The 26,413-nt window shown below is 70.5% G+C and carries 20 protein-coding genes and 1 pseudogene; 4 read left to right on the forward strand and 17 right to left on the reverse strand.

From position 1 onward, the window contains the following. Complete coding sequence (locus COA07_RS18800; RefSeq protein WP_245841980.1) at window positions 1–480, reverse strand: hypothetical protein; 480 nt, start codon at window positions 478–480, stop codon at window positions 1–3. 156 nt (window positions 481–636) lie between these two features. Here COA07_RS18800 and COA07_RS03620 point away from each other — a divergent pair, with 156 nt between their 5' ends. Then, the gene (locus COA07_RS03620) at window positions 637–2,733 is read left to right on the forward strand and encodes a glycoside hydrolase family 97 protein (protein WP_096640439.1); all 2,097 of its coding nucleotides are present in this window, start codon (window positions 637–639) and stop codon (window positions 2,731–2,733) included. A gap of 420 nt (window positions 2,734–3,153) precedes the next feature. On the opposite strand, the gene COA07_RS03625 is transcribed toward COA07_RS03620, so the two are convergent. The 12 genes from COA07_RS03625 to COA07_RS03675 form a co-directional block, all read right to left on the reverse strand. Continuing rightward, window positions 3,154–5,046 (reverse strand): XrtA/PEP-CTERM system amidotransferase, encoded by a 1,893-nt coding sequence (locus COA07_RS03625; protein ID WP_066713229.1) that lies wholly within the window; start codon window positions 5,044–5,046, stop codon window positions 3,154–3,156. Between the two features lies 1 nt (window position 5,047). After that, window positions 5,048–6,586 (reverse strand): exosortase A, encoded by a 1,539-nt coding sequence (gene xrtA, locus COA07_RS03630; protein WP_245841981.1) that lies wholly within the window; start codon window positions 6,584–6,586, stop codon window positions 5,048–5,050. Beyond that, on the reverse strand, window positions 6,583–7,767 hold the full coding sequence (locus COA07_RS18400) for a TIGR03087 family PEP-CTERM/XrtA system glycosyltransferase (RefSeq protein WP_245841982.1): 1,185 nt from the start codon (window positions 7,765–7,767) through the stop codon (window positions 6,583–6,585). The genes xrtA and COA07_RS18400 overlap by 4 nt, the downstream gene beginning before the upstream one ends. Next, the gene (locus COA07_RS18405) at window positions 7,743–8,780 is read right to left on the reverse strand and encodes a FemAB family XrtA/PEP-CTERM system-associated protein (RefSeq protein ID WP_066709424.1); all 1,038 of its coding nucleotides are present in this window, start codon (window positions 8,778–8,780) and stop codon (window positions 7,743–7,745) included. The genes COA07_RS18400 and COA07_RS18405 overlap by 25 nt, the downstream gene beginning before the upstream one ends. Then, on the reverse strand, window positions 8,777–9,637 hold the full coding sequence (locus COA07_RS03640; RefSeq protein WP_066709421.1) for an XrtA system polysaccharide deacetylase: 861 nt from the start codon (window positions 9,635–9,637) through the stop codon (window positions 8,777–8,779). The genes COA07_RS18405 and COA07_RS03640 overlap by 4 nt, the downstream gene beginning before the upstream one ends. Next, window positions 9,637–10,677, reverse strand: a complete 1,041-nt coding sequence (locus COA07_RS03645; protein ID WP_066709418.1) for an ExeA family protein — start codon at window positions 10,675–10,677, stop codon at window positions 9,637–9,639. Before COA07_RS03645 ends, COA07_RS03640 begins: the two co-directional genes overlap by 1 nt. A gap of 17 nt (window positions 10,678–10,694) precedes the next feature. Further along, on the reverse strand, window positions 10,695–12,353 hold the full coding sequence (locus COA07_RS17695) for a hypothetical protein (RefSeq protein ID WP_066709415.1): 1,659 nt from the start codon (window positions 12,351–12,353) through the stop codon (window positions 10,695–10,697). After that, window positions 12,353–13,315 (reverse strand): AAA family ATPase, encoded by a 963-nt coding sequence (locus COA07_RS03655; protein WP_066709412.1) that lies wholly within the window; start codon window positions 13,313–13,315, stop codon window positions 12,353–12,355. The genes COA07_RS17695 and COA07_RS03655 overlap by 1 nt, the downstream gene beginning before the upstream one ends. Continuing rightward, window positions 13,312–14,835: an XrtA system polysaccharide chain length determinant gene (locus COA07_RS03660; RefSeq protein ID WP_066709410.1), complete on the reverse strand. Its 1,524-nt coding sequence runs from the start codon at window positions 14,833–14,835 to the stop codon at window positions 13,312–13,314. The genes COA07_RS03655 and COA07_RS03660 overlap by 4 nt, the downstream gene beginning before the upstream one ends. Window positions 14,836–14,840: 5 nt before the next feature. Beyond that, window positions 14,841–15,485, reverse strand: coding sequence for an XrtA/PEP-CTERM system exopolysaccharide export protein (locus COA07_RS03665; protein ID WP_066709436.1), 645 nt, complete (start codon window positions 15,483–15,485; stop codon window positions 14,841–14,843). Window positions 15,486–15,616: 131 nt separating this feature from the next. Beyond that, complete coding sequence (locus tag COA07_RS03670; protein WP_141396468.1) at window positions 15,617–16,273, reverse strand: GNAT family N-acetyltransferase; 657 nt, start codon at window positions 16,271–16,273, stop codon at window positions 15,617–15,619. Further along, window positions 16,270–16,722, reverse strand: coding sequence for an NUDIX domain-containing protein (locus tag COA07_RS03675; protein ID WP_066709427.1), 453 nt, complete (start codon window positions 16,720–16,722; stop codon window positions 16,270–16,272). Before COA07_RS03675 ends, COA07_RS03670 begins: the two co-directional genes overlap by 4 nt. Before the next feature lie 91 nt (window positions 16,723–16,813). Here COA07_RS03675 and dcd point away from each other — a divergent pair, with 91 nt between their 5' ends. Further along, window positions 16,814–17,368, forward strand: coding sequence for a dCTP deaminase (gene dcd, locus COA07_RS03680; protein WP_066709402.1), 555 nt, complete (start codon window positions 16,814–16,816; stop codon window positions 17,366–17,368). A gap of 3 nt (window positions 17,369–17,371) precedes the next feature. Here dcd and COA07_RS03685 read toward each other — a convergent pair whose 3' ends face one another. The 3 genes from COA07_RS03685 to COA07_RS03695 form a co-directional block, all read right to left on the reverse strand. Beyond that, window positions 17,372–17,764, reverse strand: a complete 393-nt coding sequence (locus tag COA07_RS03685) for a hypothetical protein (protein WP_066709399.1) — start codon at window positions 17,762–17,764, stop codon at window positions 17,372–17,374. A gap of 69 nt (window positions 17,765–17,833) precedes the next feature. After that, a complete protein-coding gene (locus COA07_RS03690; RefSeq protein WP_066709396.1) occupies window positions 17,834–18,877 on the reverse strand; it encodes a LacI family DNA-binding transcriptional regulator in 1,044 nt (347 codons plus the stop codon). A 121-nt stretch (window positions 18,878–18,998) separates the two neighbouring features. Beyond that, entirely contained in the window at window positions 18,999–21,509 is a 2,511-nt protein-coding gene (locus COA07_RS03695) for a TonB-dependent siderophore receptor (RefSeq protein ID WP_066709394.1), read from the reverse strand. Between the two features lie 175 nt (window positions 21,510–21,684). Between COA07_RS03695 and COA07_RS03700 the strand changes: the two genes are divergently transcribed. Further along, complete coding sequence (locus tag COA07_RS03700; protein WP_141396469.1) at window positions 21,685–23,490, forward strand: alpha-amylase family glycosyl hydrolase; 1,806 nt, start codon at window positions 21,685–21,687, stop codon at window positions 23,488–23,490. Then, window positions 23,487–24,800, forward strand: a complete 1,314-nt coding sequence (locus tag COA07_RS03705; protein WP_096640441.1) for an MFS transporter — start codon at window positions 23,487–23,489, stop codon at window positions 24,798–24,800. The genes COA07_RS03700 and COA07_RS03705 overlap by 4 nt, the downstream gene beginning before the upstream one ends. 24 nt (window positions 24,801–24,824) lie before the next feature. Here COA07_RS03705 and COA07_RS03710 read toward each other — a convergent pair. Continuing rightward, window positions 24,825–26,335 (reverse strand): annotated as a pseudogene (locus COA07_RS03710) (alginate export family protein). Window positions 26,336–26,413: the final 78 nt, after the last annotated feature.

Consider the following 26,413-nt stretch of genomic DNA (forward strand, 5'->3'; position numbering starts at 1 on the left):
TCAATAGGCCGGCGGGTCGCTCGCCGGGAAGGATTCGTCGCTGCTCTCGTCCACCCGGTCCCAGCGGGCGGCATCCTCGTCGCGCGCCGCCGCAGGCCCGGCATCGCGCACCTGGGCAAAGCCGCCCGCCGCGCCTGCGGGCGCGGTGAAGGCCGCCGGCACCGCCGCCCCGCGTTCCTCCCGCACGCGCCGCCACCGGCCCAGTCCATAGCCGATCGCCCCCGCGATCACCGCCAGCGGCCACAGCGGCACGCGCTCTACCCGCCCGCGCGACGGTGGTTCCGCCAGCGCCTCGACATGCGCGACGCCGGATGTTTCCTCCACCGCCACCTGCCGCCCGTTCTCCAGCGTCACCGCGTGACGCATCGTCGGGCCGCCGTCCGGGGTCGCATTTCCCTCCCCGCGCATCCCGCCCGCGGGCGGCGCCTGATCGCTCTGGGGATCGGGGGTGCCATAGATGCGGAAGCCGTCGTCGCCCATCGAACCTGTCCGTCGCTGCTGCCCTTGATCGGCCATCAACGGTCGCCGCGCGCCTGGGTTCGCCATGCTGATGCGGATCAGGCGGTTCGATTTCGCTCCCCGCCCGGCGCGCACCGGTATAGGCGTGACCGGGTGAGAGGATTCCAAGGAGCGACCATGACCCGCCGCATCACCATGCCTGCCCTGCTGACGCTGGCCGCGATCACCATCGCCGCCCCCGCCGCCGCGCAGGACGATCTGGCGAACCGGCCCAAGACGCAGGTGGTGGCGAAGGGCACCTCCCCCGACGGGCGGATCACCGTCACCGTCGCGCTCGATGGCGAAGGGCGCGCCAGCTATGCGGTGGCGCGTGACGGGCGCGCGATCCTCACCGACAGCCGCCTCGGCTTCCTGTTCACCGACGCGCCGAAGATCGACCGCGGCCTCGCGCTCGCCGGCACCGCGCGCGATCGTGCCGACACCACCTGGCGCCAGCCGTGGGGCGAGTGGGAGACGATCCGCGATCGCCACAACGAACTGACCGTCCGCTTTCGCGAGGCCGCGCGGCTGAAGCGCGAGATCGGCGTCACCTTCCGCATCTTCGACGACGGCGTCGGCTTCCGCTACACCCTGCCGGCGCAAGCGAACCTGAAACAGGCGAACATCGCGGGCGAACTGACCGAATTCGCCTTTGCCGAACCGGGCACCGCCTGGTGGAAGCCCGCCTATCTGTGGAATCGCGAGGAATATCGCTACCGCAAGACCCCGCTCGATGGCGTCGGCACCGCGCAGACGGTGATGACGGTGAAGCTGGCCAGCGGCACGCATGTCGCCATCCATGAAGCCGCGCTGGTCGATTATGCCGCGATGAACCTGCGCCGCTCCGATCGCCCCAATGCCTTCATCGCGGATCTGACGCCGGGGTCGGCCGCGGCATCGGTGTCGCGCGCCGCCGGCTTCTCCACGCCGTGGCGCACGATCGCGATCGCCGACGATGCCGCCGGCCTCTACGCCGCCAGCCGCATCGGGCTGAACCTCAACGAGCCGAACAAGCTGGGCGACACCTCGTCATGGATCCGCCCGGGCAAGTTCGTCGGCGTGTGGTGGAACATGATCACCGGCAAATGGACATGGTCGCGCGGGCCCAGGCACGGCGCGACCACCGCCAACGTCAAGCACTACATCGACTTCGCCGCCGCCAACGGCATCCCCGGCGTGCTGGTGGAGGGGTGGAACGTCGGCTGGGACGGCGACTGGTTCGGCAATGGCAAGGACATGCAGTTCGACCAGCCGACCGAGGATTTCGACGCCGCCGAGCTGCAACGCTATGCGAAGTCCAAGGGCGTCTACCTGATCGGCCACAACGAAACCGGCGGCTCCGCCAGCCATTACGATGCGCAGCTGGATCGTGCGTTCAAATACGCGCAGGACCACGGCATCCCGGTGGTCAAGACCGGCTATGTCACCGACGCCGGCCAGATCGAGCGCACCGACGCCGACGGATCGCAGCACCGCGAGTGGCACGAAGGGCAGTGGATGGTGAACCACTATGCCCGCGTCGTCGAAACCGCCGCCAAGTACCACGTCTCGATCGACAGCCACGAACCGGTCAAGGACACCGGGCTGCGCCGTACCTGGCCCAATTGGGTCGCGCGCGAAGGCGGCCGGGGCATGGAATATATGAGCTGGCAGGACAAGAACCCGCCCGAGCATGAAGCGAACCTCGTCTTCACCCAGTTGCTGGGCGGGCCGATGGACTTCACCCCCGGCATCGTCAGCCTGAAGGGGTCGGACGACAGCGACATTCCCTCCACGCTGGCCAAGCAGCTGGCCAATTACGTCGTCATCTACTCCCCCGTCGTCATGGTCGCCGACACGCCCGAGGCATACGCGCAATATCCCGCGACGCTGCCGTTCCTCCGCGCGGTGCCGACCGACTGGAGCGACACGCGCGTCCTGAACGGAGAGGTCGGCGATTACGCCACCGTCGCCCGGCGCAAAAAGGGGTCGGACGAATGGTTCCTGGGATCGGTGGGGGACGAGGAAGCGCGCAGCTTCACCGTCGCGCTCGATTTCCTCGACCCCGGGCGCGCCTATACCGCCGAGATCTACCGCGACGGCCCGGGCGCCGATTACCGCACCGCCGCGCGCCACGCGATGACGGTCGAGACGAAGACCGTCCGCCGCGGCGACCAGCTCACCATCGCGCTCGCCCCCGGCGGCGGACAGGCGATCCGCTTCGTGCCGGTCGGCAAGGCGGCGAGGAAACGCTGAGGGCGACGCCCTTTCCCTCCCGTCATGCCGGACTTGTTCCGGCATCCATGGTTCCCCGAACGCACACGCCGTTGCGTTTGCGGCAACCTGGCGCCTGGCCTTCGAAGGCGTGACAACCGGAGAGGCGCGAAAACCGCCATCCGCAGAAGCCTCCAGCAAAAGCAGCGCCCACGCGCCAAAGGCCCGCAAGAACACGTCGCCCCAGCGAAAGCTGGGGCCTCCCGCCGCATCACGACACACCCGCCACGCGTACCCCCGGACCGGCGCCCGCCCGCAAGGCCAAGCGGCAATACCCCGCCCCTGTCCTACGCCCCGCCCACGCCGCTATGTCGCCGGTGCCACGAAGGAGCCGTCGTCCCCCATGCCACCCGCCTCACCCCCGCGATCGTCTCAACATTCGCAACATTCGCGCGCGCGCCGCTACCCGAACAGCCGCGTCAGGCTGCGCTCCAGCATCACGAACTGCCACAGCGTCCGGCCATGTTCCTCGCGCCCGTGGCGGTGCGTCTCGGCCAGCCGCGCCAGCCGGTCCAGGTCGAACCAGCCGGTGTCCGCCAGCGTGCGCGATCGCGCCAGCCCGGCGGCCTCCTCCGCCAGTGGCCCACGGAACCAGTCGCTCACCGGGGTCACGAACCCCATTTTCGGCCGGTACAGGATCTCGCGCGGCAGATAGCGTTGCATCGCCTTCTTCATCAGCCACTTGCCCTGCCCCCCGCGCAGCCGCATCCCCACGGGAAGCCGCGCGGCGAATGCGATCAGCCGGTGATCAAGCAACGGCTCGCGCACCTCCAGCGATACCGCCATGCTGGTCCGGTCGGTCTTGGTCAGGATATCACCGGGCAGCCAGATCTTCAGGTCGGCATATTGCGCGCGGTCCAGCGCGTCGCGCGCCGGCGCGTCGCGCATCGCCGCGACATAGCGGTCCTCCGCCCGGTGCCCCGCCAGCGCGCGCTTTGCCGCGTCGGTGAACAGCGCCGCGCGCACTTCCGGCGTCGTCACACCCACCGACCGGGCATAGCCCTCCGCCCCGTCCCCCGCGAGCGCCAGCAGCGTCGTCTTCGCGCGCAGCGGACGCGGCGCCCAGTCCGCCTTGGGCCAGGCGCGCCCCAGCGTCCCGAACAGCGGCGCGCGCCATGCGGCGGGCACGATGCCGCGCAAGCGTTCCTCGGCATGCTGGAAGCGGTGGCGACGGTATCCGGCCAGCGCCTCGTCCGCGCCGTCGCCCGACAGCGCCACCGTCACCGTCTCACGCGCCAGCGCCGCCACCTGATAGGTGGCCAGCGCGGAGGCATCCGCGAACGGTTCGTCGAAGGCGTCGACGATCGTGTCGATCAGCGCGACGTCGCCCGATCGCACCACCCGTTCGTGGTGCGCGGTCGCGAAGCGTTGCGCCACCTGCGCGGCATATCCGCGCTCGTCATGCCCCGCCTCGTCGAAGCCGATCGTGCAGGTCTTCACCGCCTGCCGGCTCGCCTCCGCCATCAGCGCGACAACCGCCGAACTGTCCACCCCGCCCGACAGGAACGCGCCCAGCGGCACGTCGGCGACCATGCGCGAACGGACGCCCTCGCGCATCAGCGCCAGCAATTCCTCCTCCAGCGCCGCCGCACTGCCGCGCGCGCGATCGGCGAAGCTGACGTCCCACCATTGCCGCGGCGCCGGCACCGGCCGCCCGCGCTCGACCAGCAGGAAATGCCCCGCCGGCAGCTTCTTCACCCCCGCGACGATACAGGCGTCGTCGGGGACGTAGCCGAAGGCGAGGTAATCCTCGACCGCGCGGATATCGGGCGCGCGGCGCAGCAGCGGGTGTGCCAGCAACCCCTTCAGCTCCGACGCGAACGCCAGCGCGCCGTCGGCCAGCTCGACGTAATGGAGCGGCTTCACCCCCAACCGGTCACGCGCGACGAACAGCGTCTGCGTCGCCGCATCGTGGATCGCGAAGGCGAACATGCCGACCAGCCGGTCGAGCAGCGCCGGCCCCCATTGGGCATAGCCGTGCAGCAGAACCTCGGTATCGCCATCGGTGCGGAACACGCAGCCCCGGTCGATCAGCTCGCGGCGCAGCTCGCGGTAATTGTAGATCTCGCCGTTGAAGACGATCGCGTGGCGTGCGTCGGCGCTCGCCATCGGCTGCGGCGATCCGGCGATGTCGATGATCGACAGCCGCCGATGCGACAGGCCGACGCCGGGCGCGGTCCACACCCCCGCGCCGTCGGGGCCGCGATGCGCCATCGCATCCGCCATCGCCGCCACCCGCGCCGGATCGACCGGCTTGGGCGTGGCGGGGTAGAACAGACCGGCGATCCCGCACATGTCAGTAGGCCGGCCGCACGATCCGGTCGACCGCCGGGCCGACCGGGCCGATCGCGGCGCGCAACGCGCGGATCGCCGCCACCGCCGCGGGCACGCCGCCCGCATCGGGGCGCACCACCGCCGACAGGTGCATCGCCACCGCGGTCTGCGTGCCGCCGCGCAGCCGGTCGGTCATCGTCGCCCATTTCACCTGTCTGTCGTCTCCGGTCACGGTCCAGCCGACGCGATACCATGTGACGACGATCCGCTCCACGGTGCCGCCCTTCGCCTGGGTGACGATCCGCATCGCATGGCCGCCGTCGATCGCGGGCAGGTCGGCGACGCGGATCCAGCGGTCCCCCTGCCGCAGCGCGCCGGTACCGAACGCCGCCAGCTTGCGCCCCTCGCCCTGCCCGGCATAGGCCGCCAGCGCCCAGTCGACCGCGCGGCCCTCAGCATCGGCATAACGCGCGATCAGGTGATGGTCCGCCCCCGGATGCCACGGCGCCCAGCCCGCCGCACCCGTCTCCGGCGCGACGCGCTGCCACCCCGGCAGATCGGGCAGCGCGATGCGATGCGGCATCGCCAGCGCGCGCGCCGCGATGCTCGCGCTGGTCGCCGGCGCCACCGCCGCGGCGCCGACCGCCAGCACGCCCGCGAAGGCGGGCGCCAGCGTCAGCCGCACCGGGCGGCGCAAGCGCGCGGGATCGAACAGCAGATCGTCCGGCGCGCGGTCGAACCACCGCCATGCACCGGCCATCAACGCCGCCATCACCACGCCGAAGAACACCCAGCCATAGACGATATGGTCGGCCCCCGTCGCGGCCGCCACGCCCCAATGCTGCGCCGCCACGATCGTCCCGAACGCACGCACCGCATTGGCCAGCACCGGCACGGCCACGCACGCCGCCATCCAGATCGCGCGCCGCCGCCAGCTGCGAAAACAGGTATTGGCCACCAGCGCGCCATAGGCCAGCATCGCGATCACGAACTTCGCGCCCGAACACGCCTCGGCCACCTCGAAATAATAGGGGCCGGCGTGGATCAGCACCCCGTCGACGCTGGCCGGCACGCCGACCGCGTGGAGCAGCGGCATCACCAACGCGACGGTCACGTCCTGCAGCACCGGCTCGAACGCGTCGCCGAACGGCACCATGAAGAACGCATAGGCGATCGGAAACGCCAGCGCGCGCGCCACGTTCGGCCCCAGTACCGCAATCATCGCACCCGCCAGCATCGCCACCAGCGCGACCTGCCGCACCAGCGCGACTTCGCCCGCATCGCCCAGCAGCCACAGGAATGCCGCGCCGGCGGTGATCGCCACCCCCGGCGCCCAGCCGACCGGCGCGATCGCCGCCAGGCCGCTCCGGCGCGTCCACACCAGCCACGCGACCACCGGCGCGATGAACAGGCAGTGGCCGAACGTCGTGCTGGTCCACCAGATGCGCGTCATCGCCGCCACATCGGCGCGGAACAGCAGCAGCAGCGCCGCCGCGGTGGCCGCCAGCGCGACGAGGTGCTGCGGCCATCCGCCGCGCTCCGCCACGGTCGTATCGGTCACGCCGGCAACCCGACGATCGCGTCGAGCGGCGCCAGCCGCGCCGCCCAGTCATAGCGCGCGATCACCCGCGCCCGCGCCGCGCGCCCCAGCGCCCCCGCTGCCGCGCGATCCGCCAGCAACGCGACGATCTCCCGCGCGATCGCCGCCGCATCGCCCGCGACGCGCAGCGCGCCGGCATGGTCGATCCCCTCGGCGGCGGCGGCGCTGGCGACCACCGGGCGCGCCATCGCCATCGCCTCCAGCACCTTGTTTTGGATACCGCGCGCCAGCATCAGTGGCGCGACCACCACGTCCGCCGCCGCCAGCCAGCCGCGCACGTCCGCCACCTCGCCGGTAACCGTCACCCGATATCCGGCCAGCGAGCGCACCGCGGGGGTCGGCGCGCGCCCGACGATCGCGAAATGCGCCGCCGGCAGCTGCGGCAGGACGTCGCGCACGAATGCGCTGACGGCCTCCACATTGGGGCGATAATCCATCTGCCCGGTGAACACGATCAGCGGCTTGCCCGGCGGCGCCACCGGCGCGAACCTCGCCGCGGGGTCGAAAAAAGCGGCGTCGATGCCGTTTTCCAGCGGCTGTCCGCCCGGCACCAGCGCGGCTTCCTCGGCGCTGACGAACAGGCTGGCGTCGACCGCCCCCGCCACGTCGCGCTCGAACGCCGCCAGCAACCGCGCCTCGCGCGCCAGCATCCAGCGCATCGGCCCGCGCGCGTCGGCGGCATAGGCCGCGAACTTCGCCGAATCGGCATCCACGAAGTCCATCACCCGCCGCACCCCCGCCGGCAGATACGGCGCCATCTGCCCCGAAAAGGCGTAAGCGCACGCCACCGGATGCCGCGCCACCACGTCGGCCACCGCGCGCCGCACCGCATCGTCGTCGAACGCGGTCAGCGACAGCGGCCGCCCGCTCGCCAGCGCCTCCAGCCCGGCGCGCCATTGCGGCTTGGTGCGCGGCACGATCGTGTGGCTGGCCAGCATGCCGGTGAACGCCGCCGCCGGCGCATGGTCGCGCGGATCGTCGGCGAACGCGATCAGGTGCACCTTCGCGCGCGCGGCCAGATGCCGCAGGATGTGATAGCCCCTGATCTTGTCGCCGCGATCGGGGGGAAAGGGCACGCGATGCGCCAGGAACAGCACATCGCCCGTGGCGCCCGGCGTCACCCCAGCCCCCGGCTGATCCACGGCCCGACCGCATTGGCGACCGGCAGCGGCAGCCGCTGCCACGCCTTCACCATCAGCGCATATTTGGGGTTCAGCGGGTTCACCTCGCGCCGTTCGCCCGCGCTCCACACCGCATAGGTCAACGGGCGTCCCTCGAACCCCCAGTTCTTCTTGAACGCCGCCGCACCGGTCCCGGTCTTGGACCGTCCAAAGTCGAAGCGCGTGCACCCCCGCGCCCGCGCATGCGCCATCAGCGCGAAATACATCCGGTCGTTGGCGCGCAACGCCCGCGCCGCCGCCGTGCCCCCGCCCCAATAGGGGTAGACGGTGCCGCGGTGATACAGGCTCAGCACGCTCGCCACCGGGCTGCCCTGGTGGCGGACGGTCAGCACGTCGGCGTCCATCGTCTCCAGCACGGCCCGGAACAGCCCGCGCGGGAACACCGGCGTGCCCAGGTTGCGCACCGATTCGGCATAGATGCGGTAATGTTCGTCCGCCGCCGCGCGCGTGCGCGCGACATGGACGGTCAGGTCGCCCGCCAGCGCCTTGCGCACCTCCGCCCGCTGCTTGCGCGGGATGGCCAGCAATTCCGCATCGTCGTCCGCTGCCAGATCGCGCGCGAAGCCCAGATAGCTGGTGGTATCGACCGCCCAGCCCGCCGGCGCCGCCCCGCCGCGCCACTCGACCGAGGGGCACGACAGTTCCTGCGCCAGCGCCACCGCGCCCGCCGCCAGCGGCCCCACCGCCCCGTCCTCGCCCAGCATGCCGCCGTCGACCGCGAACCCCGCCGACACCACGGCGCGCCCGAACAGCGGCGATCGCATCTCGGTCAGCGGCACCGCGCCGATCATCGCGCCATCGGCACGTTCGGCGACCAGCCAGTGCGCGCGCTGCCCGCACCCCCGCTCCACCGCCGCGCTCCATTCGGGCAAATGGAACGGCGTGGCAGCGGGGTGCGCCGCGACGAACGCCGCCACCTCGCGCGGGTCGGCGCGGCGCACGCCGACCGGCGCGGCGGTCAGCGGCATCGTCATCGCGCCAGCCGCGCGACGACCGCGTCGGTCCGTCCCCAGCGGTGCCGGCGCAGCAACCCGTCCAGCTTGCCTGCCATCGCGCCGATGCGGCTGTAATGCCGCACCCGCGACTTCAGCGGCGAATTGGCGACGCGCGGCTGGCCGGGGTCGACCTCCCACGGGTGGAAATAGAAGACGCCCGGCGCGCCCGCGGCATGGACCTGGCGCAACGCATGATCGGTCAGCGCGGCGGGCAGCAGCCGGAAGAACCCGCCCCCCGTCGCGATCCGCCGCCCGGCAACCTCCGCCACCGTCACGGGCAGTTCGACCAGCGCCGCATCCGCCAGCGGCGACCAGGCGTAGCGCGGGCTGTCGCGCCAGCCGTAATGGTCATGCGCCACCGGCGCGACGCTGCTGGAATAGGCATAGCCTTCCTCCGCCAGCACCGCGTGCGCCCAGGGCGTGCGCGGGTCGATCGAGAAGCTGGGCGCGCGATAGCCCGTCACCGCGACGCCCCCGGCATCCTCCAGCGCGGCCCGCGCGCGGCGCAGGTCGGCGCGGAATTCCTCCGCGGTCATCGTGAAGACGCGCTGGTGATCCCATCCGTGGCTGGCGATCTCATGCCCCGCCGCCACGATCCGCTGCATCAGCGCGGGTTGCCGAGCCGCCACCCAGCCCAACGTGAAGAAGGTCGCGCGCACGTTCGCGGCGGCGAACAGGTCGATGACCCGCGCGGTGTTATCCGCGACGCGCGATTCCAACACCGGCCAGTCGGCCTTGTCGATCGTGCGTTCGAACGCGCCGACCTGAAACCATTCCTCCACATCGACCGACATGGCATTCAGGATCGGAGCGTCGACGACCGGATCGGCGCGCATCACGCCGCCCCCCGCATCGCCTCCGCGCGCGCCGCGTCGCCCTCCACCCAGTCGACCAGCAGCGTCAGCACGCGGCGCAGTGCCGCATCCTGCTCGGCGATCCGCGCCTCCAGCGCCGCGATCCGCGCCTCGGTGGCGGGATCGGGGCGCGGGGCGATCGCGGCGGCGGCATCGTTGGCGACCGTCGCGGCCGTGCGCGTCGTAGCGGTATCGGCGCGCGGCGCGGGCAAATCGCGTTCCTCGTCGGCGACCACGCCCGCGATCAGCGCCGCGTCGATCGTCTCCGCCTCGCCCAGCGATCCGTGCAGCAGCACGCGCGTCATCAACTGGTTCAGGCGTCGCGGCACGCCGCCGGTCGCGCGGTGCAGCGCGCCGAAGGCATCGGGCGAAAACGCCGGCCGCCCGCTCCAGCCCGCCACGGTCAGCCGGTGGGTGACGTAATCCTCCACCTCCTCGGCGCCCATCGGGTCCAGGTGATGCACCGCGATGACCCGCTGGCGCAGCTGTTCCAGCCGGTCCGATCCGTTCAGCCGCTCGCGGAACTCCGGCTGGCCCAGCAGGAAGATCTGCACCAGCGCGCGCCCGCCCGCCTGGAAGTTGGAGAGCATCCGCAGCTCCTCCAGCGCCGACGGGGGCAGAGCCTGCGCCTCGTCGACGATCAGCAGCGTGCGCCGCCCGGTGCGTGCCACCGCATGCAGCCCGCGCTCGACGATCATCAGCAGCTCGGCCTTGGTCTTGCCCGCCGGGTCCAGGTTCAGCCCCTGCGCGACGATCCGCAGCAGGTCCTCATGCTCCACCGCGGTCGACACGATCGTGATGACGTTCAGGTTCGCCGGGTCGATCTGCGCCGTCAGGTGCCCGACCAGCGTGGTCTTGCCCGCGCCGATATCGCCGGTGATGACGATGAACCCCTCGCCCTGCGCCAGGCCATAGCCCAGATAGGCCATCGCCTTGCGATGCGTCGACGTCTCGCACCAGAAACGCGGATCGGGCGTCAGCTGGAACGGGCGGTCGGCCAGGCCGTAGAATGCGTCATACATGCGCTGTCTCGCGTCCGTCAGAAATTGTACCGCGCGCCGACCAGCGCCTGCGCGGACCATTGCGTGTCGATCCCGCCCTGGTCGAAGCCATAGATGCCGATCGACGCCAGCGTCCCCAGCCGCCCGAACTGGTACGAATAGGTCGTGTTCGCGCCCCAGCCATAGACGTCGCCGCTGCCCGGCAGGCCGCTGGAATACCAGTTGCCGAAGACGTTGGCATCGAGGTTCGACACCCGCGACAGCGCGCGCGACCAGAACAGCTGGGCATAGGCGCTTTCGTCTTCCAGCCCGATCACGGTCACACCCGGCGCGCCGCGCGGCGCGTACAGCCGGCGGTTGGCGTAGCCCATGCCAAAGCCGAAGCTGGTGCGCCCGCGCGATGCGCTGATGACGCCGTCGATCCCGCGCGCGCGATAGCTGGCGGTCGCGATCGACTGGAACACGTCGTTCAGGCATCCGCCCGCGCCGCCCCCGCCGCCCGCGTCCTGCCCCGGTCGCGCCCCGAAGATGCACCCGCCGAACTGCTGCCCGAACGGGTCGATGCTGGTGTCGAACGCGCGCGGCAATTGCGTCAGCCCGTCGCGCAGCTGGCGCCCGAACGTTTCGACCCCGTCGTACAGCAGGACGTTGACCGCCACGTCGCGCGACACGGCATAGCTAAGCGATCCGAAATAGGTCTCGCCACCATAACGGTAGCCGGCATTGGCGCGCAGCTCCAGCCGTGGGCTGGGACGCCAGATGACCCCCGCGTCGTAGATCAGCCCGTCGGTCTGGTAGGCGATGCGCACCGGCGACGCCGGGTCGGTCACGAAACGGCCGTCGGCGTCGCGCACCGGCACGCCGCCGGCGGACACCAGCGCGTCGCGCTGCCCGACCTCGATCTTTTCATACCCCACGCCCGCGCGCACCGCGACGGTGCGCGACAGCGGCATCACCACGTCGCCGCGCCCGAACCAGCCGTCATATCTTTGGTCGAGCTGGTCGGCGTCCTCGCGCTCCCACCCGCCGCTGACGGTCACGCCGAACGGCGCGACACGCCCCACCGGCACGCCGACGGTGGCGGTCGCCATGTGGTTGCGCGAGCTGTTGAAGTAGTCGAACGGCGCCTGCCCGGGCAGCAACGCGGGCACGTCCGGCACCTCCACCTTGGTATAGCCGAAGCGATAGGCCGCGCCGACGTCCAGCAGCCCGACCTGCGTCGACAGCGTCGGCCCGGCGTAGAAGGAATAGATCTGCGACACGTTCGCCGCATTGCCCAGCAGGTTGCCGGGCGCCGCGCCGCGGATATCGCTGCGCGCGCGCGTGGCGATCGCACCGCCCTCCAGTGACAGCGCCGGGGTCAGCCGCACCTGCGCCAGCGCCAGCCCGCTGTGCACGTCCTGATCGCCGACGTCGCCGTTCCAGTCGATACGCCGTTCGTAGCGATAGCTGACCTGCCCCTGCGCGCGCCCGTTGCTGATCCCCGCGTCGATCCCCGCGGCGACCTGGGTATAGGTCAGCACGTCGTCGGTGTTGAGGTCGGCGGTCACCACCTGCCCCAGCTCGATATAGGGCTGGACGTAGCGCGCGGTGCGCGAACCGCCGCCGCCCGTGCCGCCATCACCCGGCGCCTGCGCCGCGACGCCCGCCGGCACCAGCAGCGCCAGCGCCGTGGCCGCGATATACGCCCCCCGCATCACTCCCCCCGCCCGTAATAGCTGCCGAACCGCCCGCGCCCCGGTTCGTACGACACCGCGTTCAGCACCAGGTGGATTTCGTCGCAGCCGTCCAGCAGCTGCACCGCTTCCTGCACGTCGCCCTCGGTCGTGCGGTCGGCACGCACCACCAGCATCACCTGACCGACCAGCAGCGCCAGCACCGATGCCGGCGACGCCGCCAGCGCCGGGGGCGAATCGAACACGATGATCCGCTTTGGATTCGCCGCCAGCAGCCGGTCGAGCACCTCGCCGGTACGCGCCGAGGCCAGCAGCTCGGTATCCGAATGGCTGCGCTTGCCAGCCGCCAGCAGCGACAGCTGCGGCACGTCGGTGCGGATCACGCACGCTTCCGGGTCGATCCGCGCATCGGCCAGGATATCGAGCAACCCGGTATGTTCGCCGTCGACGCCCAGCCGCGCCAGCACGTCGGGCTTGGCGAAATCGGCGTCGACCAGCAGGATCTCGACATCGCGCTCCGCCGCCAGGCTGATCGCCAGGTTGATCGCGCAGAACGTCTTGCCCTCGCCCGGCTTGCCCGATCCGACCAGGATCGTGCGCGCGCGCTGGCGCAGCGGCCCTTCGGCGACGATCCGCGCGGTCAGCAGCAGCTGGCGCTTTACCAGCCGGAATTCCTCGGCCAGCGCCCCCACCGGCGCGCCGGGCACCAGCATCCCCATCTCGGCCAGCATCGTGCGGTCGATCATCGCCACGTCGCTGGGCGGCGCGATCCATTCGTCCAGCCCGTCGTCGTCGCTATCCGACAGGAATTCCGCCGGGATCGCGGCCAGCGTGCCGGTCGGCGCCGCGTCCTGCACGCGCGCGGCCACCGGCTCTTCGACGGCCACCGCCTCGACCGGCGCGTCCGCGCGCCCGCGTAGATGCGCGTTGAAATCATAGACGCGCGCCGCGCGCTCGATCAGCGATTCGGGCCGCGCGCTCATGCCGCCATTCCCCGCTGGAGCATTTCCACCCCCAATAGCGCGACATAGGCGACCGCCAGACCCGCCGCGCCGCCCGCGAACCAGGTCAGCTGGCGCCGCCGCCGCTCCTCCTGCGCGCGCGTCACCATCTCGCCGATCGATCCGATCACGCCGATGCCGGTCGCCTTTTCCAGCCGCTGCGCGGTGGCGAAGGTCGCCTGCACGCGCCCGATCGCGAACGCCGCGCCGATTCCCGCGCCCAGCCCCGCCAGCAGCACCCCGGTCAGCAGCAGCGGACGGTTCGGCGCGGTCGGCGTGCGCGGCATGGTCGGCGGGTCGATCACGCTGAACTTCACCGCATCGGTCTGCGACTGCGCGCTGCTGCGCAGCTTCACCTGTTCGCGCTGCGCCAGCAGCTGGTCGTACTGCTGCTTGAGGACGTCGTAATTGCGGTCGATATCGCCCTGTTCGGCGGCCACTTCCGGGTCGCCGGCCAGCTTGGAATTGAGCAGGTCCAGATCGCCCTGCAACTGCCGCTTGCGCATCTGCAGCGCGGCGACCGCGGACTGCTTGTCCGCCAGCATCGCCTGAAGCGAGAGATACGCCGGGTTCGGCACGCTGCCGTCCGCGCCCGTCGCCGCCGGTTCGCTGCGCGCCGCCGCCTGCGCCTGCGCCAGCTGCTGCTTCAGTGCGACGACGTCCGGATGGCTGTCGGTGAAGCCGCGCGCGCGCGCATCGGCCAGTTGCCCCTGCACCAGCGCCAGCCGCGCGCGTGCCGGGCCGACGCCGGGCGCGATCCCCCCTCCGCCGGGCACGCTGCGCTGCGTCCCCGCCATCTGGCCGGAAATCGCCGCCAGGCTGGATTGCGCCGCGGCCAGATCGCCGTCGACCTGGCTCATCTGCGTACGCGCCGCGCCGATCCGGTCGGCGATGGATCCGGTGCCCGGCAAGGCGCCCAGGTAGCGGTTCTGGAAATCGGCGCGCTTGCCCTCGGCATCCTGCAACTTGCGCCCCAGCGCGTCGAGCTGCCCGTCCAGGAAGGTGATCGCCTGGCTGCTCTGCGTGCGATCCTCCGACAGATTGGTCTCGACGAACAGGTCGATCAGCTTCTGCGTGATCTGCGTCGCCAGCCGCGGGGTCGCAGCGGTCGTCGTGATCTCGAACAGATTGTCCTGCTGCGCGACGATCTTGATGGCGTTCTGAAGGCTGCCGACGCGATCGGCGACGTCGCGGTCGCTCGACACCGTCTGCGCCAGGTCGGTGCCGCGCACCACCTTTTCCAGGCTGACCGCGCTGGTCAGCGTCTGGCGCACGGTATCGACGTCGCGCGCCGCGTCGCTCGCCTGCGACGGGTCGACCCCGGCGGGCAGCACGTTGTTCAGCTGGACGAACACGCGGGCGTGCGATTCATACTTGCTCGGCATCTGGCTGACGACCAGCCAGCCGGCGATGCACACCGCCCACGCCACCGCCAGCCCCAGCCAGCGGCGCGTCCAGATCGCATGAAGTGCGATCCTGATCTCTTCGATGATCCCGCCCACGGCCTTTAGAACATGCTCTCGGGGATGATGATGACATCGCCCGGTTCCAGCTTCACGTTGGCGCTGGCGTCGCCGTCCTTCAGCAGCCGGCTGATCTTCAGCGCGAATTCGCGCTGCTTGCCGGTCGCGCGGTCATAGCGGATCAGCCGCGCCTTGTTGCCCGCGGCATATTCGCCCAGCCCGCCGACCGCGATCATCGCGTCCAGCAGCGTCATGTTGGCGCGGTACGGCAGGCTGGCGGGCTTCTGCGTCGCGCCGACGATGCGCACCTGCTGGCTGTACGTCCCCGAAAAGCTGTCGACGATCACCGACACGATCGGGTTCTGGACATATTCGCCCAGCGCCAGCTTCATGTCGGCGGCCAGCATCGACGGGGTCTTGCCCACCGCGGGCATGTCCGCGACCAACGGGGTGGTGATGCGGCCGTCGGGGCGCACCTGCACCTTGGCCGACAGTTCCGGGTTGCGCCACACGAAGATGTTGAGCGAATCGAGCGGGCCGATCACATATTCCTCGCCCGGCTGCTCCTTCGCCGCGACGAAGCTGGCGGGCGGCAGTTCGGGGCGTCCCCCCGCACCCGCGCACGACGCCAGCAGCATCGCTGCCGTCGACAGGGTCAGCATGGTCCTGAAACCACCGGCGAAACGCATCACGATCTCCTTCGCGCACACCATGCCCACCGGACGCAGTGCCACCTGCCGCGGATATGGGCAGGAGAGGTGAAGATAGCGTTAGGATGCTTGCCTCGCCTGTCCCGCATCGGGACAGGCGGGCGCGCGGATCAGTCGTCGACCGCGACTTCCCAGGTGCCGAACCGCACGAACCCGCTCGACCGCGCCAGCGCCAGCGACGCCGCATTGTCGGTCTGGCAGCGATATTGCGGCTCCCACCCCTGCGCGCGGGCATGGACCGCGATCGCCCGCACCACCGCGCGCGCCAGCCCCCTGCCGCGCGCCTGCGGCAGCGTCAGCACGCCCAGATCGGCGATCGGCGTCCCCGCCCAGCGATACAGGCTCGCCGCGCACAGCAGCTCCCCGTCGACCACCGCGCCGAACACCGCGTCATGATCCCATTCGACCCAGGCGTCGTCGCGGTCCTGCTCCGACGCGGCGGCGTAGAAGCGGGCGAAGGCAGCCGCATCCTCCGCGTCCAGCCGGCGCGCCCGCGGGTCGGTCGCCTCCCCGCCGCCCCAGCGGAACAGCGCATCGGGATCGTTGAGCGCCATTCCCGCCGCCGCCAGCCGCCTGCGCCATTCGGCGATCGACCCCGCCCCGTCGCTCCACCCGATCGCCGCCGCGATCGCCGGCGGCATCACCGCGCGCGTCCGCCCGCTCGTTTCCGTCAGCAGCATTGCGCGCCGCGCCTGCGGGTCGACCGCGACACCGGCATGATCGCCGCCCATCGCGCGGTCCCAATATGCCTCGAACGCCCCGCTCACCACGCCCCTCCGGCGACGCGCCCCGCCGCCAGCTCCGCCAGCCGCCGCCGCGTCGCGGGCGACGCCTCCGGCGGCGGGGTGTCAGGTGAAAAGAAGCGCGCCTCGATCACCTCGCGCCCATCGGGCTGCGGCGCATCGTCGGTTCGCCCACGCACCAGCCACACCGTATCGCGCCGTCCCTCCGCGCGCGCCTCGAACCGCGCGAGCACCGCCGCACCGGCCAGCCCGCACCCGGTTTCCTCCGCCAGTTCACGCACCGCCCCGGCCTCCGCGCGCTCCCTGCGGTGCAGCCCACCGCCCGGCAGCATCCACAGGTCCGACCGGCCATAGCCGTGCCGCACCAGCAGCACGCGCCCGCCCGCGTCGAACGCCGCCACCTTCACCCCGCGCGTCCGCCAGCGCAGCAGCGCCAGCGCCCGCCGGCGCACCTTGTACAGAACCTGGATCATCGTACCGGCGGTGTAGCGCGTGCGATCTTCCTCTTGCACCCCCCGGCGCGACGGGCGAAAGCGGCCGCGCAACCGGGGATCAACGCGCGCCATGTCCATCCTGTCCGACCGCTGGATCCGCGAACGCGCGCTCGCCGACGGCATGATCGAACCGTTCGTGGAAAATCAGCGCCGCGACGGCTGCATCAGCTACGGCCTGTCCTCCTATGGCTATGACGCGCGCGTCGCCGACGAATTCAAGATCTTCACCAATGTCGACAATGCGATCGTCGACCCGAAGGATTTCGCCGCCAACAGCTTCGTCGATCGCAAGACCGACGTGTGCATCATCCCGCCCAACAGCTTCGCGCTGGCGCGGACGGTCGAATATTTCCGCGTACCGCGCGACGTGCTGGTGATCTGTCTGGGCAAGTCCACCTATGCGCGCTGCGGCATCATCGTGAACGTCACCCCGCTGGAACCGGGATGGGAGGGGCATGTGACGCTGGAATTCTCGAACACCACGCCCCTGCCCGCGCGCATCTACGCCAACGAGGGGGCGTGCCAGTTCCTGTTCCTGCAAGGGAACGAACCGTGCGAGGTCAGCTACGCCGACCGCGCGGGCAAATATATGGGCCAGCGCGGCGTCACGCTGCCGCGGCTGTAACGTTCAGCGCACGCGGTCCAGCCGCACGAACCGGTCGAGCCGGACGAACCCCGACGGGATGCCGGAATTGCGGTCGACCAGCCGCACCGCGTCGCCGCGGCACAATTGCCCGCCGCGGATATCGGTGACCAGGATGTCGTTGTCGTCCAGCCGGTCGGCACCGACGCTGGGCACGTTCAGATAGCTGCGCGCCCCGATGCGATAGACGATGCCCTTGCCCGCGATCACCCGCGTCCCCGAAATGCTCGTCGGCATCACGCACTCGGTCACCGGCCCGGCGACATTGTCGCGCAGCAGCGCGTCATATTCCTGCTGGCCGCGCGGATCGGCGGGGCGCGCCACCGCCACACCCGGAAGGACCGCCACCGCCGCCAACACCGCCATCCACCGCGTCATCGCCTGCCTCCGTTCGCTCGCCGGGGGATGATGGCCCCGCCGCGCTGAACCACGCCTGACCACACCGGTTCAGGCGGACGCGCGCACCACCAGTTGCGGCGCCATCACCACCGACGGTGCGTCATGCCCGGCGATCCGCGCCAGCAGCGCATCGGTCATCGCGCGGGCGCCCCTGGCGATGTCCTGCCGCACCGTCGTCAGCCGCGGCACCATCTGTTCGGCCAGCGGCAGGTCGTCGAACCCGACGATCGCGATATCGTCGGGGACGCGCACGCCGCGATCCGCCAGCACGCGCACCGCCTGCATCGCGATCACGTCGGACGCCGCGGCGATGCCGTCGATTTGCCCGCCCACCGCATCCCAATGCGCGGCGATCTCCTCATACATCACGTCCGATGCCAGATGCGTGTCGAGCTGCAACGGCGCGTCGACCCCGCGCTCGGCGCACATGTCGCGCACCCCCGCATGTCGCTCGGTCAGTTCCAGCGTGCGAATCTCGCCCATGAACGCGATCCGCCGGCATCCGCGCTCGATCAGCCGTTCGCCCGCCAGCCGCCCGCCCAGGTAATTGTCGACCCCGACCGCGCAATGCCGCTGCCCCGCGCGGTGATGACCCCACACCACCATCTGGCGATAGCGCGCGGCGGTCCGCTCGATCACCGCCAGCTGGTCCGACTGGCCGATCACCAGCACCCCGTCCAGCATCCCCGAATCGACGATATCGTCCAGCCAGTCGTCTCCGCTGGGCACCACGCGCGACAGCATCAGGTCGTAACCGTTGGCGGTCACGCCATCGGCCAGATGCCCCAGGATGGTCATGAAGAACGGGTCGGACAGGTGCTGGCGCTGTTCGTGCCCCAGCGGCACGACCACGCCGATCATGTTCGATCGTTTGACGCGCAGCCGCCGCGCCATCTCGTTGGGGCGGAAACCGTGTTCGGCGGCCAGCGCCTTGATCTTGTCGCGGGTCGCCTTGCTGACCAGCGGGCTGTCGGCCAGCGCGCGGCTGACGGTGGCGACATGCACGCCGGTCAGCCGCGCCAGATCCGCCATGTTGCGGACGCGGTCGCCGCCGTCACCGAACGCGTCGTCCTCGCTGCCGTCGTTGCCCATCGTGTCCCGTCGTTCCCCGCCGGCCCATCTAACTCCCGGCAATCACGGGGAATGCCGACGCCCCGGCACGATTGCAAGCGGGCCGCCTGCAACCGCGCCGGGGCACCCGGTCCGCCATGGATCAGAAGCGCAGGCCGATCGTCGCGCTGATGTTGCGGCCCAGCGCCGACCGCGCGGTGGTGACGCCGTCGGCGGGGATGCGATCCTGCACCTGCCCGACTTCGGTGATCGCCAGCACGTTGAAGATGTTCTGCGCGTTGACCGACAGCTTGATCGACGGCGTCAGCGCATAGGAACCGAACAGGCTGGTCAGCACATAGCCCGGCATCTTCAGCGTGTTGACGTCCGCGGCATAGGACGAGGTGGTGCCCGTCACGTTCGCCCCGATCGAGAAGACGTCGTTGCCGATCGACGGCGTCGCCTGGAAGATCAGCGCCGCCTGGCGGTACGGGGTGTTGCCGTTCAGCGCCGGCGTGACCTGGCTGTCGGTGATGCGCGCGTGGGTATAGGTCGCCCCCGCGATCAGGTGGAACATCCCCCAGTCGCCGCCGCCCTCGGCCTCCAGGCCGTAGGAACGGTACCTGTTGTTGATGATCTGCTGGACCGGGATGACCAGCTCGTTGGCCTCGGCGGTGGTGGCGCGGAACGCGGTCAGGTTGGCGTACATCGCGCCGCCGCGATACTTCAGCCCCAGTTCCTGCTGGTTGACGAAATTGACCGCGACGTTGTCGGCGATGCTGCCGTCGTCGCGCACGCCGCCGCCGAACAGCACGCGGTCGGCGTTGAAGCGCGCCCCGCGGCTGACCCGCGCGAACGCCGCCAGCCCGGGGTTCAGTTCATAGTTCGCGCCGACCGACCAGGTGAAATAGTTCTTGCGGTAATCCACCGGCTTGGCCGCTGCCAGATTGACCACCGGCACGGTGCGCTCCGGGGTCTGGATCACGCCGTCCTGGTTGACGTCGATGACGCGGTTGGTGCTGCCGGCATAGGTGCCCTCGGCCTTGCTGCTGTTGTAGCGGACACTGCCGTCCAGGCTCAGCCCGCCGGTCTTCCACGACAGCGCGATATACGGCGCATCGATGTTGTAATCGACATTGTAGTAGCGCTGGCAGCAATTGCCGAACACCGGCTCGCCATAGGCGATCAGCCCGTTCTGCGTCACCGCCTGCCCGGCGGCGTTATACACGTCCAGCAGGGCGGCATTCTCGCCCTTCACTTCCTGAAGATAGCTGTTCCAGTGCCAGTCCATCTTCACGGCCTGGTACGACTTGAAATAGCCGAACGTGACCGAACCGGTCCCCGCGCTGCCCGCGTCGAAGTCACGGCTCAGCGTCAGGATGTTGGTGGCGTTGGTGAAATCGTCCAGCGTTACGTTGAAAAGCAGCGTGTTCGACGCCAGCCCGTTGCCGTTCAGCGCGGCCGGATTGGCGATCGTCTGCCCGGCGCTTGGGCCGTTGGCATAGCGTAGCGTGGCACCCGCCCCGCCGATGGAGGTCGCGAACGACGCCGCCGACGCGACGTTGGCGGGATAGGGGGTGACGAACCCGCCCGAATTCTTCGCGATGTTGAACTTGTCGTCCAGCGACCAGCCGCCGCCCAGCCCGAACGACGCCTCGCCGCCGATCGCGCGCGACTTGATGCGGTACCCGTCGGCGACGTCGGTCAGGATGCGGTTGCCGTCCGCGCCGATCGACACGTCCTGCCGCAGGTAGCGCGACATGGTGGTGCCCGACTTCGCGTCGAAGCCCGGGAAGGACGAATAGTTCGGCTTGTCGACCGTCCCCGTCAGCCGCACCGGCACCGGAACGTAGGCGGGGGCGCGATCGTCCAGCACCTTGAAGGTCAGCCGCAGGAAGCCGTCGGCCAGCTTGCGGGTGATGTTGCCCTTGATCTGCCCGCCCTTCTCCGCGGTATAGCCGGCGTCCTTCACGCCGGTGCCGATGCGGTAGAAGCCGCCGACATGGAACGACCAGTCGTCGCCCAGCGGCGCGCCGTAATCGGCGTCGATGCGCGTGCGATCGAAGTCGATGCCCTTGGTCAGCGCGATATTGCCGCCCTCGGTCGCGCCGGTCTTGCTGATGAAGTTGATGATCGCGCCCGGGGCGTTGCTGGTGAAGGTCGATGCCGAACCGCCGCGCACCGTCTCGACCCGCGCGACATTGTTGTCGGGGCGCACGAACAGGTCGGCGGTGGCGAAGGCGATATCGCCGAAATCGAGGACCGGCAGCCCGTCTTCCTGGAACTGCACGAACTTGGCGCCGCCGCTGGCCACGGGAAGGCCGCGCACCGCGATATTGGCGTTGCCCTCACCGCCCGACGATTCGGCGCGGATGCCCGGCACGTTGCGGATCAGGTCGGCGCTGCCCAGCGGCGCCAGCTGGTTGAGCTGCGCGGCGTCCAGGGTGCTGACCGAAATGGAGGTGCGCACGCTGCGCTCCGGCCGCGCGGTACCGGTGACGACGATGTCCTGCTGCGCCTCGGCGCCCTCATCGGCCTGCGCGGCGGCATCGGCGACGGTGGGGGCCGCGACGGCGGCGGTTCCGGGGGTGGTGGGGACGGTCTGCGCCCAGGCGCTGCCCGACGACAAAGCCGCGACGGCGGCACCGACCAACAGCTTCGACAACGACGACATTTCGATCCTCTCCCCAACGTGATTCGCCCGCGTCGGCGGGTCTGACGATGCTCGTTACGCCTGCCGCAACCGTTTGCAAACAACTTTTTGCACACGATTGCATTTGCATCCGACTGCCGGTCTTGCCATAGTTCGCAAACGATTGCGGCAGAAGCCGCGCGGAGAGGACGATCACGTGACCATCGCCACACCCCCATCCCGCGACGACGCGCCTTTTGTCGAGGCACGCCTGTCCGCGATCGCCCCGCGGCTGCGCCGCCAGTTGCAGCGATTGTACGGCGCCGCCGCGCTGGAGCCGCTGTGGGATCGCACCGCCGCGATCCTGCGCCGCGCCGCCGCCGCGCGCGCCGCCGATCTCGTCGCGCTCGACACCGCGCGCGTCGCCGATCCCGACTGGTTCGTGCGCCCCGACATGCTGGGCTATTCCACCTATGTCGATCGCTTCGGCGGCACGGTGGCGGGGGTGGAGGCGCATGTCGATCACCTCGAATCGCTCGGCGTGCGCTACCTGCATTTGCTCGCGCTGCTGAAGGCGCGCGCGGGCGACAGCGACGGCGGCTTCGCGGTGGCGGACTATCTGGCGGTCGAACCGCGGCTGGGCACGATGGCGGATGTCGAGCGGCTGGCCGCGCGGCTGCGCGCGGGGCGGATCAGCCTGTGCGTCGACCTGGCGCTGAACCATACAGCCGACGACCACCGCTGGGCGCAGGCCGCGCGAGCGGGCGACCCCTTCTACCGCGACTTCTACATGGTCGTCAGCGCGGATGAAGCCGCCGCCCGCGACGCCGAACTGCCGCAGGTGTTCCCCACCACCGCCCCCGGCAACTTCACGCCGGTGCCGGAAATGGGCGGGCACGTGCGCACCACCTTCTATCCGTTCCAGTGGGACCTCAACTGGCGCAACCCCAACGTCTTCCTGGCGATGCTGGACACCATGCTGACGCTCGCCAACCACGGGTTCGAGGCGTTCCGGCTGGATAGCACCGCCTTCCTGTGGAAACAGGACGGCACCGATTGCCGCAACCTGCCACCGTCGCATTATATCGTCCGCGCGCTGCGCGCCGCGCTCGACATCGCCGCGCCGGCCACGCTGCTGAAGGCGGAGGCGATCGTGCCGACCGCGTTCGTCCCCCCCTATTTCGGCGCGGACGAAGGCGATGGGTTCGAGCCGGAATGCCACCTCGTCTACAACAACTCCCTGATGGTCGCCGGCTGGGTCGCGCTGGCGGAGCAATCGGCGCAGCTGCCGCACGCGATCGTCGCGGCCAGCGGCGGGCTGCCGCGCGGCGCCAACTGGCTGTCCTATGCGCGCTGCCACGACGATATCGGCTGGGGCGCGGTGCTGGGCGATCTCGCCGGGATCGACCCCGCCCCGACCCAGCGGCTGGTCGCCGCCGCGCGCTTCCTGCATGGCGAGGGCGACAGCTGGGCGCGCGGGGAGCCGTTCCAGTCGGACGGCGCCGCGCTCCACGGCACCAATGGCACGCTAGCCTCGCTGGCGGGGCTGGAGGCGGCGCAGGACGACGACGCGCGCGAGGCCGCGCTGCGCCGCATCGCGCTGGTGAACGCGCTGTCGATCGCCAGCGGCGGTCTGGCGACGCTGTACATGGGGGACGAGGCCGGGCTGCTCAACGACCGCAGCTACCTCGCCGATGCCGACCACGCACACGAAGGGCGCTGGCTCCACCGCCCCGCGATGGACTGGACCGCGCGCGCCACCCCCGATGCACGCCGCATCGCCGGCGATATCGCGCGCCTTCGTGCCGCGCGCATCGCCAGCGGCGGCGCCGGCGCACCGCGCGCGATCGCCACCGCCCACCCCGCGCTGCTCGCGATCGGGTGCGGCACCGACACGGTGTTCCTCAATTTCTCGGCAGCACCGGTCGCGCTCGATGCCGCTGGACACGACCGCCTCACCGGCGCCACCATCGCCGATCTGCCGGCATGGGGCATGGCGTGGATCGAGGGAGAGGCGGCATGAACCGGCCGCGGCTGTCGCTGGCGCGGATCGTCGAGATGAACCTCGGCTTCCTCGGCCTGCAATTCTCGTTCGGGCTGCAACAGGCGAACATGGCGCCGATCTACGGCTATCTCGGCGCGGACGAGGCCAGCCTGCCGCTCCTGTGGCTCGCCGGGCCGATGACCGGCCTGCTGGTCCAGCCGCTGATCGGCGCGATGAGCGACCGGACGAACACCCGGCTGGGCCGCCGCACCCCCTATTTCCTGGTCGGCGCGGTGCTGTGCAGCCTGTGCCTGTTCGCGATGCCGTACAGCCGCTCGCTATGGATGGCGGCCAGCCTGTTGTGGGTGCTGGACGCGGCCAACAACGTCACGATGGAGCCGTATCGCGCCTATGTCGGCGACCGGCTGGCGCCCGACCAGCGGGCCGTCGGCTTCCTGACGCAATCGGCGTTCACCGGGCTGGCGCAGACGCTGTCCTACCTCGCGCCATCGCTGATGGTGTGGATCGGGTTCGACAAGGATGCGGTCGACGCCAACGGCATTCCCGACATCACGCGCATCGCCTTCGTCATCGGCGCGGTGCTGTCGCTGTCGACGATCCTGTGGTCGGTGCTGCGCGTGCGCGAATTGCCGCTGGAACCGGCGGAGCAGGCGCGGCTTGCCGCCGATCCGCTCACCTTCCGCGGCGCGCTGGCGGATCTGAAGGCCGCGATCGTGGAGATGCCGCGCCCGATGCGCCAGCTGGCGCTGGCGATGCTGTGCCAATGGTATGCGATGTTCGCCTATTGGCAGTTCATCGCCTTCGCGCTGGCGCGCTCGCTGCACGGCACCGCCGATACCGCCAGCACCGCGTTTCGCGATACCGTGCTGACGGTGGGTCAGCTGGGCGCCTTCTACAATGCGGTCGCGTTCGTCGCCGCGCTGTTGCTGGTGCCGCTGGCGCGCCGGTTCGGGGCGAAGCATGTCCATGCCGCGTGCCTCGCCGCATCGGGCGCGGCGATGCTGGTGATCCCCGGCATCCCGACGCAGGCGGGGCTGTTCGTGGCGATGATCGGCATCGGCGTCGGCTGGGCCAGCATGATGGGCAATCCGTACATCATGCTGACGGGGATGATCCCGCCCGAACGCAACGGCGTCTACATGGGCATCTTCAATATGTTCATCGTCATTCCAATGATGATCGAAAGCCTGACGGTGCCGCTGTTCTACAAGCCGCTGCTGGGCGGCGATGCGCGCGCGATGCTGCTGGTGGCCGGGGTGCTGATGCTGGGGGGTGCGGCCGCCACCGTGCTGGTCGGACGGGGGACGGCGCAGGCGGCCCGCGCCTGACCGCCATCCCCCGCACACGTCGGCTCAGAAGCGGAAGCTGAGCCACCCCGCCAGGAAGTCCGAGCTGCGGAACCCCGCGCGCGTCAGCGACGGGCCGGCGATCAGATGCTCGTACCGCCCGGTGAACGACACCCGCGGCGTGAAGCTCCACACCACCTGCGCGCGCAGCGTGTCGGCGATCTTGCGGACGCCGCGCACGTTCTGCGTGCCGGCGAACGCGCTGCCGTTGGCGCGATACACCGCATCGGTATCGGTCGCGCGCCACGACGCCTGATATTCCAGCGTCGTGCGCAGCTTCGGGATCGGGTTGAAGGTGACGTTCGGCGCCAGCGCGATCAGGTTGGTCGGCGTCGCATACAGCTGGTAGCTGTAATAGATGTTGTTGCCGAACGGCGCCAGCGACGTGCGCAGCGTGCCGCCGTCATACGAACCGCCGCCGCTGGCATAATCCGCGTGGAAGCCGATGCGCGGCGCGGTCCGCCCCTTGCCCAGGCGATAGCTTTGCGCCGCGAAGATCAGCCAGGCCGAAATGTCCTGGTTGCCGAATTCGCCGCCCTGGTGCTGGATCGTGTAATCGACGTTCACCGGCCCGGCATCGCCGTACAGGTGCAGGCCGTAGAACATCCGCTTTTCGCGCAGCGTCCGGGTGCCCCACACCGCCGCATCGTTGCGCAGCCGCCAGACGAACGGGTCGAAGAACAGCTTCGATCCGCCGAACCAGTCGCGCGGCACCACGATGCCCGCCGACACGCCGCTGAACCGCCGCCCGCGATCGATCAGGTCGTCGCTGGTCCCGTTGACGCCCAGTCGCGTGGTATAGAAATCGAAGGCGTCGGCCCGCACCTTTGTGCCCCGCGCCCACACGCGCGCGCCGTTGAACACGGTGAAGATCGTGTTGTTGTCGCGCGGCACCACCATCAGGTTGGGGCCGTCGGCGAACGTCTGCCGCCCGTACCGCACGCCCAGATGCGCACCGCCGACATCGCCGGTCAGGTCGACGAACGATTGCTGGACGACCAGCGCGTTCTTCAGCTGCGGCAGCCGCGTGCCCAGCTCCACGCCCGACAGCCCGCCATGCGCCAGCTCGCCGAAGAAGCGCAGTGATCGCCGATGTGCAGGTCGGCGGCGCCGACGATGCGGTTGATGTCCTGCCGCTGCGCGCGCCGGTCGCGCAGGTCGGGGTTGGTGACGTGGTTCACGCGCAGCCGGAACTCACCCGACAAGGTCAGGTACGTGTCACCATCGCCCGCGATCGGGATGAACTTCAGCCGGTCGATCGGATCGTCGCGCTTCTTGGGGTCGCGCAGCTTCGTCCAGTCCTCCGCCCAGCGCGACTGGTTGTACCCGCCGCTGGTGACGCCATCGCCCATGCCGTCGACGGGATAATCGTTGGCGGTGGGGTTGGCGGCGGCGGTGCTCGGCTGGCCGTCCTTGGCGGGGATCGTCTGCTCGGCAGCGGCGGCGGGGGCCGCCATCGTCGCGCCCGCCACCAGGCACAGCGTCAGGGGGGCGGCGCCGGCCAGGCGGCGCGCCATACGGTTCATCATGGTCAATGCCCTTGATCGTCTTTTGGGGGAGGCGGCGGGACCGGCGGGCCGTTCGCCCCCACGTCC

Origin of the sequence: Sphingomonas adhaesiva, from assembly GCF_002374855.1 — a bacterium.
GTDB lineage: Bacteria > Pseudomonadota > Alphaproteobacteria > Sphingomonadales > Sphingomonadaceae > Sphingomonas > Sphingomonas adhaesiva.

Bases quoted from the DNA above. Each gene is read 5' to 3' on its own strand.
- COA07_RS18800 (WP_245841980.1), bottom strand. From the start codon at position 480: ATGGGCGACGACGGCTTCCGCATCTATGGCACCCCCGATCCCCAGAGC.
- COA07_RS03620 (WP_096640439.1), top strand. From the start codon at position 637: ATGACCCGCCGCATCACCATGCCTGCCCTGCTGACGCTGGCCGCGATC.
- COA07_RS03625 (WP_066713229.1), bottom strand. From the start codon at position 5,046: ATGTGCGGGATCGCCGGTCTGTTCTACCCCGCCACGCCCAAGCCGGTC.
- COA07_RS18405 (WP_066709424.1), bottom strand. From the start codon at position 8,780: ATGACGATGCCGCTGACCGCCGCGCCGGTCGGCGTGCGCCGCGCCGAC.
- COA07_RS03640 (WP_066709421.1), bottom strand. From the start codon at position 9,637: ATGCGCGCCGATCCGGTCGTCGACGCTCCGATCCTGAATGCCATGTCG.
- COA07_RS03645 (WP_066709418.1), bottom strand. From the start codon at position 10,677: ATGTATGACGCATTCTACGGCCTGGCCGACCGCCCGTTCCAGCTGACG.
- COA07_RS17695 (WP_066709415.1), bottom strand. From the start codon at position 12,353: ATGCGGGGGGCGTATATCGCGGCCACGGCGCTGGCGCTGCTGGTGCCG.
- COA07_RS03655 (WP_066709412.1), bottom strand. From the start codon at position 13,315: ATGAGCGCGCGGCCCGAATCGCTGATCGAGCGCGCGGCGCGCGTCTAT.
- COA07_RS03665 (WP_066709436.1), bottom strand. From the start codon at position 15,485: ATGCGTTTCGCCGGTGGTTTCAGGACCATGCTGACCCTGTCGACGGCA.
- COA07_RS03675 (WP_066709427.1), bottom strand. From the start codon at position 16,722: ATGATCCAGGTTCTGTACAAGGTGCGCCGGCGGGCGCTGGCGCTGCTG.
- dcd (WP_066709402.1), top strand. From the start codon at position 16,814: ATGTCCATCCTGTCCGACCGCTGGATCCGCGAACGCGCGCTCGCCGAC.
- COA07_RS03685 (WP_066709399.1), bottom strand. From the start codon at position 17,764: ATGACGCGGTGGATGGCGGTGTTGGCGGCGGTGGCGGTCCTTCCGGGT.
- COA07_RS03690 (WP_066709396.1), bottom strand. From the start codon at position 18,877: ATGGGCAACGACGGCAGCGAGGACGACGCGTTCGGTGACGGCGGCGAC.
- COA07_RS03695 (WP_066709394.1), bottom strand. From the start codon at position 21,509: ATGTCGTCGTTGTCGAAGCTGTTGGTCGGTGCCGCCGTCGCGGCTTTG.
- COA07_RS03705 (WP_096640441.1), top strand. From the start codon at position 23,487: ATGAACCGGCCGCGGCTGTCGCTGGCGCGGATCGTCGAGATGAACCTC.